6 protein-coding genes are annotated in these 9,214 nt (G+C 53.4%); 4 read left to right on the forward strand and 2 right to left on the reverse strand.

Annotated features, from left to right (window positions below):
• Positions 1–255: 255 nt before the first annotated feature.
• A complete protein-coding gene (locus tag ACO0K9_RS26300) occupies positions 256–2,646 on the forward strand; it encodes a TonB-dependent receptor (protein ID WP_422990054.1) in 2,391 nt (796 codons plus the stop codon).
• Positions 2,647–2,656: 10 nt separating this feature from the next.
• Positions 2,657–3,772: a glycerophosphodiester phosphodiesterase gene (locus tag ACO0K9_RS26305; RefSeq protein ID WP_422990056.1), complete on the forward strand. Its 1,116-nt coding sequence runs from the start codon at positions 2,657–2,659 to the stop codon at positions 3,770–3,772.
• A gap of 78 nt (positions 3,773–3,850) precedes the next feature.
• Here the strand turns inward: ACO0K9_RS26305 and ACO0K9_RS26310 are convergent, their stop codons facing one another.
• The gene (locus tag ACO0K9_RS26310) at positions 3,851–4,246 is read right to left on the reverse strand and encodes a RidA family protein (RefSeq protein ID WP_422990058.1); all 396 of its coding nucleotides are present in this window, start codon (positions 4,244–4,246) and stop codon (positions 3,851–3,853) included.
• Between the two features lie 75 nt (positions 4,247–4,321).
• Here ACO0K9_RS26310 and ACO0K9_RS26315 point away from each other — a divergent pair, with 75 nt between their 5' ends.
• Both ACO0K9_RS26315 and ACO0K9_RS26320 read left to right on the forward strand, forming a co-directional pair.
• Positions 4,322–5,041: an ArsR/SmtB family transcription factor gene (locus tag ACO0K9_RS26315; RefSeq protein WP_422990060.1), complete on the forward strand. Its 720-nt coding sequence runs from the start codon at positions 4,322–4,324 to the stop codon at positions 5,039–5,041.
• 235 nt (positions 5,042–5,276) lie between these two features.
• On the forward strand, positions 5,277–6,407 hold the full coding sequence (locus tag ACO0K9_RS26320) for an ABC transporter substrate-binding protein (RefSeq protein WP_422990062.1): 1,131 nt from the start codon (positions 5,277–5,279) through the stop codon (positions 6,405–6,407).
• 247 nt (positions 6,408–6,654) lie between these two features.
• Here the strand turns inward: ACO0K9_RS26320 and ACO0K9_RS26325 are convergent, their stop codons facing one another.
• Entirely contained in the window at positions 6,655–8,613 is a 1,959-nt protein-coding gene (locus ACO0K9_RS26325) for a phosphatase PAP2 family protein (protein WP_422990064.1), read from the reverse strand.
• Positions 8,614–9,214: the final 601 nt, after the last annotated feature.

Raw genomic sequence — 9,214 nt, forward strand, 5'->3', positions numbered from 1 at the left:
TAAAAAAGCTGTTACAAAACAAGTGTGAATAAAATCCTACACTAGAACTCATTTCATAAATCGTTACTGTCACTGCAAGGTCATATAAGGCAACTACACTTCGGCGGTTTTCCAAATTACTTCAGCGTTTTAATCCAAATTTTTTTAACGTGGTTCAGTTTTTTCTGGCGACAGCATCGTTGCCCGGAAAGGGGCTTGTGCGCGCATTTTTTTTCGACAGACCCTGTGCTGTTACCGATTTTTTCTGAGAATTTCATGACATCCGCCAAGCAAAAAACACACGCCCAGCCGTCTCCATTCCGTATGCTCGCCATGTCGGCAGCCTGCCTGATGGCCTTCAGCCAATTTGCCAGCGCCCAGACGGTGGCAGCTAAAGACGAGAATAAAAACGAGAAGGCTGATGCCAGTATCGCCACGGTAGAAATTTCATCGCAGACTACCCGCTCTGCGGTGTCCATGCGCGGTGCCGAGTTGCAGAAAATCCTGCCGGGTACCAATCCTGTGAAGGGTTTGCAAACACTGCCAGGCGTGACCTTTGCCACGGCTGACCCATGGGGTAATAACGAACAGAATCTGAGCCTGTTTGTGCATGGCTTTAACGGCCAGCAACTGGGTTACACGCTGGACGGTGTACCGCTGGGTGATCAGCAATACGGCAATTACAATGGTCTGTCGCCACAGCGCGCCGTCATCAGCGAAAACGTCAGGAATGTGATCCTGTCATCCGGTGCAGGTAACCTGGCGACAGCCTCTACCAGCAACCTGGGTGGCACCATAGAAGTGTTTTCCAGTGACCCGCTGGCGGCACAAAGAACCAACATAGAACAGACCTTCGGTAGTTACCGTACCTCGCGTAGCTTTGCCCGTTTTGATACCGGCAATTTTGGTGACGGCAATGCGGCATACATAGCAGTCATGCGGCAAGATGCCCGCGCCTGGGATTTTGACGGCAAGCAGGGTGGCAAGCAAGTCAATGCCAAGTACACCAATACCCAAAATGCCGGCAAGCTGACCCTGTATTTCAATTACAACGACAAGATAGAACCAAACGAAGACAGCACGGTGCATGTGACCGGTGAAACCAGCGCACCGTATACACGCCCGTTCTTGTATCCTGATTTTGCTGCGGCAGTCAATTACCTGTCACCCACCGGCGCCACGCCGGCAGCCGATGGCTCCAACTACCACAATTACTATAGCGATGCCCAGCGCAAAGACGTGCTGAGCTATGCCAAATATGACTGGAACCTGAATAACGATACGGTCTGGTCTAACCAGGTGTATTTCCACCGTGATGACGGTGTCGGCGTGGTTGCCGGGCCTATCGGTGCGGCTGGTTTGCCAGCCTTGTTCAGCGTGTATTTTCCTAACCAGAACCTGAAGCAGGTATTTGGCAATTCTGGCTATGCCACCCGCACGACGGAATATGATATCCATCGTTCTGGCCTGATTTCCAATCTGCGTACCACCTGGGGTGATCATCAGATCGAATTCGGTGGCTGGTGGGAACATAATGAATCATCCGCCTATCGCCGCTGGTATGCGCTGGATGTGAATCATCCAAGCTCACCGTATGACAGGCCATCGAATCCGCTGATTACCCAATACGGCAGCGAGATACGCAATAACGTCATCCAGTTGCATTTGCAGGATGAATGGCGTGTGCGCCCTGACATCGTGGTGCAGGCCGGTTTTAAATCCAGCCTGCAATATGCAACAGGGGATTTCCCGGTGCAGCCATTACCGGGCGCGATATCTGGTGGCTCGCTGGCCTTGCCGGTGGGCGAGATCGATACAAAAAAATGGTTCTTGCCGCAACTGGGTTTGCTGTGGGAAATCAACCCGCGTGATCAGTTCTTTATCAACGCACAAAAAAACCTGCGCCAGTTTGTAACCTATGGCGGCGGTGGTGCATCGCCATGGAGCCTGGCCAGCCAGTCGGCTTTTGACTTGTTCAAGAACACGGCCCAGCCAGAAACATCGGTTACCTATGAAATGGGCTGGCGCGGCAAGCGCAACCTCGATCTGGGTGTGTTGGACAAGGTTGATGGCCAGGTCAATATTTACCATGTCGATTTCAGCAACCGCCTGTTGCAGATCAGCCCGACACCAGTGATTTCTTCCATCGTTGGTGGCAACCCTGTATTGGCCAACGTCGGTAGCGTCAGCACTGACGGTATTGATATCGCCGGTACGCTGTTCTTTGGAAAAAACTTCAGCTTCTATAATGCCCTGTCTTACAATCGTTCAGTGTATGCTGACGACTATAGCAATGGCAAGGCACTGGTGGCAACAGCGGGCAAGCGTGTACCCGGTAGCCCTGAATGGATGAACAAGTTTGTCGCCACCGCCACCTTTGGTGACATCGAAGCGCAACTGACTGGTGACTATGTCGGCAAGCGCTATGCAACCTATACCAATGATTTGTCCGTGGATAGCTACTTCATGCTGAACCTGGGCGTGACAGCAAAAATCCCGCTGGAGCCAAATGGCTTTTTGAAAAATGCCAGGCTGCGTTTGAATGTCACCAACCTCAACCAGGTCACCGGCACATCGGTGGTGGTGGTCGGTGCCGCCAATGGCACTTACAATACCTTCCCGATTGCACCACGCCAGGTGTTCGTCACTTTTGGTTGCAATTTTTAAAGGAAACGAGATGAGTATGCAACGTAGACATTTTATGAAAACAGCCGCCGCATCTGCTGTGCTGTTGGGTGGCGCACCATTTGGCCTGACATCCACCGCGCTGGCGGCAGGTAAGGGCAGGGTAGAGTTGTTTGCCCACCGTGGCGCATCTGCCTTGCGGCCAGAACACACATTGGCCGCCTATGCCAAGGCGATTGCCGATGGTGCTGACTATATTGAACCTGATCTGGTCATCACCAAAGACGGTGTGCTGGTGGCGCGCCATGAAGCCTTCCTGAGCGAAACCACTGACGTCGCCAGCAGGCCAGAATTTGCGGGCAAACGCGCCAGTAAAAGCATCGATGGCAAGCCGCAAAATGGCTGGTTTGTCGAAGACTTTACCCTGGCAGAACTGAAGACCCTGCGTGCGGTGGAACGCCTGCCCAAGGTGCGTCCGCAAAATACCGCGTATGACGGCATGTTCCAGATTTTGACCTGGGAAGAAATCATCGATTTCGCCGCTGCCCATGCAGCGACGACTGGGCAGGTGATAGGTCTGATACCAGAGCTCAAGCATTCGACTTATTTCAACAGCATAGGCTTGCCGCTGGAAGACCGCTTTTTGAACATCATCGCTGCGCATGAATACACGCGCCGCTGCCCGCTGGAAATACAGTCGTTTGAAGTCGCCAACCTCAAGTATGTCCGCAGTGTGCTGGGCAAGCGCCACAATGTCCGTCTTATGCAGTTGGTAGAACGTGGTGATGTCCGCCCGGCGGATGTGGTTGCCGCTGGTGGTGAGCTGACGTTTGGCAAAATGTGTAGCAAACAGGGTTTGCGTGACATCGCCAGCTATGCTGACGTAGTGGCACCGCCGACCCGTGCCCTGATCCCCTTGCTGGCCGATGGCAAACTGGGTCAACCCACCAGCCTGATCGCGGATGCGCATGAGGCAGGCTTGCTCGTACACACCTGGACCTTCCGCCCTGAAAATCGTTTTCTGGCCGCAGATTTTCGTGATGACAAAGGTGAGGATGCCAGAAACGAAAAAGGCTCAGTGGCAGAAATGCAGCGCTATATCGCTGCCGGCATCGATGGCTTTTTCTCCGATGACAGCGCGTTGGGGCGCAAGGCCATTTCTGGATGATATTGATGGCATTGTCTGTATAAAAAATCCAGCTCCGTGCTGGATTTTTTATGACTCGCGGATAGAGCATGAAAAAGTTTAAGCTTTGGCGGCGATGATCTCTATCTCAACCAGAAAACCCGGCTTGACCAGGGCGGGGGTGATCAGCAACATCGATGCCGGTCGGGCGTCGCCGATGAAACGGCTACGCACTTTAACGTAGTCAGCAATATCTGTTTCACGCGTCAGATAGTGGGTGATTTTGACGATATCACCGACGGCCATGTCGGCCTGCGTCAGCATGCTGGTAATATTGCTCCAGGCCAGTTCTGCCTGGGCGCTGATATTGTTGGGCAAGTTACCTTCTTTATCCAAACCGGGCGTACCGGAAGTATACAGCCACCGGACCGGGTTGGAAACCGGGCTACAGACTTCAATCGCATCGCTGTACTTGCCTATCTGGCTGGCGATACCGATATTGTGGGCTAGGTGCATTTTCTACTTTCGTTGTGGACAGGGATGCCCATTATCGGCAAGATAGCGTACCGATGTTTCAGCCCAGGATGAAGTATGGATGACGCAAATAATATTCCCCGTATTGCTAGCTTGTTGGCAGATCCGGCGCGGGCAGCCATGCTGTGGACACTGATCGATGGCACCACGCGTCCGGCGGGCGAACTGGCATTTTCAGCGAATGTGTCTGCACAATCTGCCAGCGCCCATCTGGCCAAGCTGGTTGATGGTGGCTTGTTGTTGGCCCACTCGCACGGACGGCATCGCTATTTCCGCATTGCCAGTGCAGAGGCGGCAAGCCTCATAGAAAGCATGGCGGTACTGGGGGCAACAACCCAGTCAGCAGGGCCACGCCAGCCACCACAAACGGCATTGGCGCGCAGCATGCCGGGTGAATTTTTACATGCCAGAACCTGTTATGACCATCTGGCAGGGGAGCTGGCCGTACAGATACTCGACGCCATGCTGAAAGAAAAATGGCTGGAACCGGCAGGCAAGGATTTCAAGCTGACCCAGCAAGGTCAGGAGAAGCTTGCCGCATTGGGCATTGACGCCCATGAGCATGCCAAAGCGCATGCCAGCAGCCGTCGCGTGTATGCACGCTGCTGCATAGACCTGACCGAACGGCGGCCTCATCTGGCCGGGGTGTTGGGCGCAGCCTTGCTGGATTTGTTTGTCAGGGAAACCTGGATACTGCGCACGCAACGCTCGCGTATGGTCACAATCACACCCCAAGGTCAGCAGGCATTGCAGAAAATGTGGGGCTTGCGTATTTAAATGCCAATGTTGACAAGATGACCCAGCGTGACGAATGTTGCGTTTGATGGGCTGTCTCTGATTGTCTCAATTTAACAACCGTTCCCTGCACTGGTAAACAAGCAGGTGCTTGACTATTTCATGCCTGCCCGTCATTGCGTCTGTTGCCAAAACAGATTAATGCATACAGAATGGGTTTCTGAATTGCCCCCGGATCGAAAGGAGGGCAGTCGATTGATAAAAGAATGGAGACAAAATGCTTTTAATAAAATGGCAGGCGGGCTTGTTAGCTCTCGCTTGCGGGGTAGGCCTTGCCCACGCTGAAGAAGTCAAAATCGGCTACGTCACTGGCCTGACCGGCCCCATCGCGATGACCTCCAATGAAGGCTTGAACATGGCGCGCGGTTACATCGAGCAGGTGAATGCCCAGGGCGGCATCAACGGCAATAAAATTACCCTGGTCGCCAAAGATGATCATTATGACGCCAAGAAAACCGCCGGACTGGTCGAAGAAGCCATCACCAAAGATGGCGTGGTGGCTTTCGTCAATACGGCCGGTACCGCCAATACCCTGGCCATCATCAAGTCTGGCATCTTGAACAAATACAAGGTGCCTTTGCTGGGTGTGTTTAGTGGTTCGGAAGCGATACGCGGTGCCGGTTCTGAGCAGATTTTTCATACCCGCCCCAGCTATAACGACGAGGTATTCAAAATCGCCCGCATCGTGTCCACACTGGGTTTGAAAAAAGTCGCTGTCTTTTATCAGGATGATGGCTTTGGTGCCAGTATCAATGACAGCATTACCAAGGCAGCGCAAGAGCATAAGTTTGACATTATCTTGAAAACGCCCTATAAGCCTGGCGAAACCAATTTCACTAAGCAAGCCAAAGAAATTATTGCCGTCCAGCCGCAGGCGATTTTGTTGATGGGGCTGCCAGAAGCCGTCATGCATTTCATGAAAGTCTATGACGCACCAACCGGCGCATCGCAGATTTATACCCTGTCATTTGTGCCGCCCAAGCTCTTGCTTGATTTTGCCGGTGAAAGCCGGGTGCGTGGCATGGCCATTACCCAGGTCGTGCCCAATCCCGTTGGTGGTTCATTGCCGCTGGCGAAAGACTATCAGGCCTTGCTGGCATCGCCGTATGGCAAGGGTACCAATGCCAGTCCGCTTAATTTTGAAAACTACATGAATATGCGCCTGATGATAGAGGCGCTGAAAACCGCAGGTGCCAAACCGACACCAGAAAAAATTACGCAGGCACTGAAGGGCATGCGCAATTATCGTATTGGCGGGTTTCCGATTGATTTTGGTGATACCAATCGTCGTGGTTCTTCGTTCCTGGATATTGCCGTGATCAGCCTGAACGGACGGCTTGCTTATTGATGTGATGATCTAGTGGACTGTAACAGTTGAAACAGAAGTGAAAGACGCTTTCCTGGCGATCAGGGCAAGGCAAGGTTAACACTTATGCACAGCGATAGTGAACTATCGCGAGCATTTGCAACGCAGCCATGGTCGTCGCGCAAGCGGAAGGCACTCTGTTTTCAATTGTTACAGTCCACTGACAGTCCATCAAAAAGAAACGCTGCCCCGTTAAACCGGGACAGCGTTTTTTTCTGTAACGGTCAGATTATGCAGCCAGACGCAATTGCAGGCCTGTGTCGGTATAGGTAGGTGTGGCGGTGAAACCATCTACCGTGATGGTGGTGAATTTACCTTTCAGGCTGCCTGCGGTGATCACTGTCAGCGTGTCGCCAACAGCAGGCTTGTAACCATTCTGGAACTTGATACGCAGGGTGCCACCAGCGATGGTGACGGTGCTGCCGACCACCAGTTGGCTTTGGGCGCTGCGCAGGTTCAATTCCAGTGTGCCGGTAGTCAGTTGCGTATATTTGCTGGTGATATTCACATTGCTGGTGCTGTTGCAGACCAGGGTGCCAGCGCTGTTATACACGTCACCTGTACCGAAGGCCGTGGCCGAATTTGCTTCCAGTGCACCGGCATCGAGTTGCGTGCCGCCAGTCCAGCTATTATTGCCAGCCAGTTTCAGGCTGCCGCTACCCAGTTTGGTCAATTTGCCAGCGCCAGAAATATTATTGCGCCAGGTGTCTTGTGCATTAAAGCTACCTTTGCTGGCATCCATGGTGACCACGACATTGCCAAAGAAACTGCCATACCCATCAGCCGCAGCAAACAGGTTCAGACGACCCCAGCCTTCGGCATCATCCAGGACCGGATAACCGGACGCGATGGCGGTGGTTTTCAGCACCACACGTCTTTGCGCATCGCTCAGGTAAGGCAGGCGGGTTTCCAGCAAGACTTCGGCGCCTTTTGGAACTACAGCAACTGCCGTGGTGCTGGCGACAGGCGCAAAGTTAAACGTCAGGCGACGCAGGTAAGCAGCCTTATTGCTGGCATAGTCGGCAAAGCGGTCCGTCGTTGCCGTGCCAGAATGCGCATAGGCATTGAATGTGTCCGCTGTGGTATTGGTCAGGGCCATCAGTGCTGTATGCGCCTGGGTGACGGCGGCAGTTTTTTTGCTGGCATTGGCCGGGTCCACCAGGTTGGCGGCGACCACGGCTTGCCCCAGCACGCGGCCACTGATCACATCCAGTGGTGAATGCATGCCGGCGACGATGCGGTTTTCACCCAGTTCCAGGCCACGTGCCAGAATTTCCTGGTAGCGCTCTGGCACGGCATAGGCCATGGCCAGCGCATCACGCACGGCTTCGGCTGAATGGCCGCTGGTAAAACCACCATCGGTGGCCGGGGTGGTGCTTTCTGCCGGTATCAGTGACGGCGCGACGATCACCTTGTTGCTCCAGCGGTAAGGGCGTGCATATTTGTAGAAACGTTTGGCCGGTTCGGTAGAACCGTTGTTGCCCACCAGGTTGACCAGGTCAACCACGTTGCCAAAGCTGGTATTGGTGGTACTGCCCACGCCGGTATTGTTGCCCGCATCATTGTACAAAACCGTGCCGGAATCAGCCGCAATGGCGGTAATGGTGGTGGTCTGCTGTGCCGCCTGACGCCAGGCCGTTGTCAGCGGGCCCATGCCATCTGTCACGCTATAGCCCTTGCCACGACGGTCATCCAGATAGGCCGCCAGTTCCTGGTCGGCTGTACGCTTGCTGGTGGTGTCGATGACAAACTGGATATTCGCATCATGCACCCCCTGGTTGAGGATAGTGCCGCCTGCTGTGCCGTCATTCGGCAAGCCTGTCCATTTGGACGTCACCACCGCCGGGAAATTATCTACCGCAGGTGCCGTCTGGCCAGCATCAACGATTTCTGTCAGGGGTTTCCAGATATCCCTGAAACCCGCCAGCACGCGCACACCGGCATTGGTGTCCAGTGTGGCATAGCGCGCATCCCCACGTTGATTGGTGGCGACATTGTCAACAAAGGCAGGCACATTGGCAGCGACCGGCGCTGTGTCCACAACACCAGGGTCAGCCGGTGGAGAAGGAATGACCAGTGGTGCATCCACCGCAGCAGGTGTGCTTGACCCACCACAAGCCACCAGCAACAAGGCCGTGCTGACCATCATCGCCAGCGGCAGGCGGCGGAATACAGATAAATTTTGCATGATAATAAAACCCGTTGGAATAAGCTTGAAAAAAGCGTATTGGAATAAATCATTGAATAAAGAATTGCGACCGGGGGGAATGATAGAGGACGGGTGTGACGGTTGTATGACAACCGATGTTGGATTGATATCGGGCTTGCTGTGTGCGGTGTGTACGCAACACTATTCAACACAGGTCAATATGAGTAGCTCAATTATTTGGCTGTACTGCTGATCTAAATTCCCTCGTTTTCAAGGGGTGTCCTTGGTGTTTTATAAAGCATATCTTTGTGCCGACAGAATTTAAATTGCTTGCAAGCGGTGCAGTGGATGGATCGGCATGGTTTTACTCCTTCCCCTTCAAGGGGAAGGTTGGGATGGGGATGGGTTTCGGTCGATAAGCAGCAATCATGTTTACGTCGTTGCAGCGCAAGAGGGAGCTTAGTGGCGTTCGTTGCATGTCGTACTTTGATTAAAAGATTGCCCTTCGTGGACCCAAGCCGGGTCTCGGCCCGGCGGCCGAAATACTTTCTTTGCTTCCCCTCCATGTCAGGATAGATGTCGCGTCATCAGAAATCTAACCCGTTGGAGAGCGAAAGGCAGAGTAAGATGAAACGAGTAC

This window comes from Undibacterium sp. Ji50W (assembly GCF_049340445.1).
Classification (GTDB): Bacteria; Pseudomonadota; Gammaproteobacteria; order Burkholderiales; family Burkholderiaceae_D; genus Undibacterium.

Coding starts and splice junctions, on each gene's coding strand:
- ACO0K9_RS26305 (WP_422990056.1), top strand. CDS start 2,657: ATGAGTATGCAACGTAGACATTTTATGAAAACAGCCGCCGCATCTGCT.
- ACO0K9_RS26320 (WP_422990062.1), top strand. CDS start 5,277: ATGCTTTTAATAAAATGGCAGGCGGGCTTGTTAGCTCTCGCTTGCGGG.
- ACO0K9_RS26310 (WP_422990058.1), bottom strand. CDS start 4,246: ATGCACCTAGCCCACAATATCGGTATCGCCAGCCAGATAGGCAAGTAC.
- ACO0K9_RS26315 (WP_422990060.1), top strand. CDS start 4,322: ATGGATGACGCAAATAATATTCCCCGTATTGCTAGCTTGTTGGCAGAT.
- ACO0K9_RS26300 (WP_422990054.1), top strand. CDS start 256: ATGACATCCGCCAAGCAAAAAACACACGCCCAGCCGTCTCCATTCCGT.
- ACO0K9_RS26325 (WP_422990064.1), bottom strand. CDS start 8,613: ATGCAAAATTTATCTGTATTCCGCCGCCTGCCGCTGGCGATGATGGTC.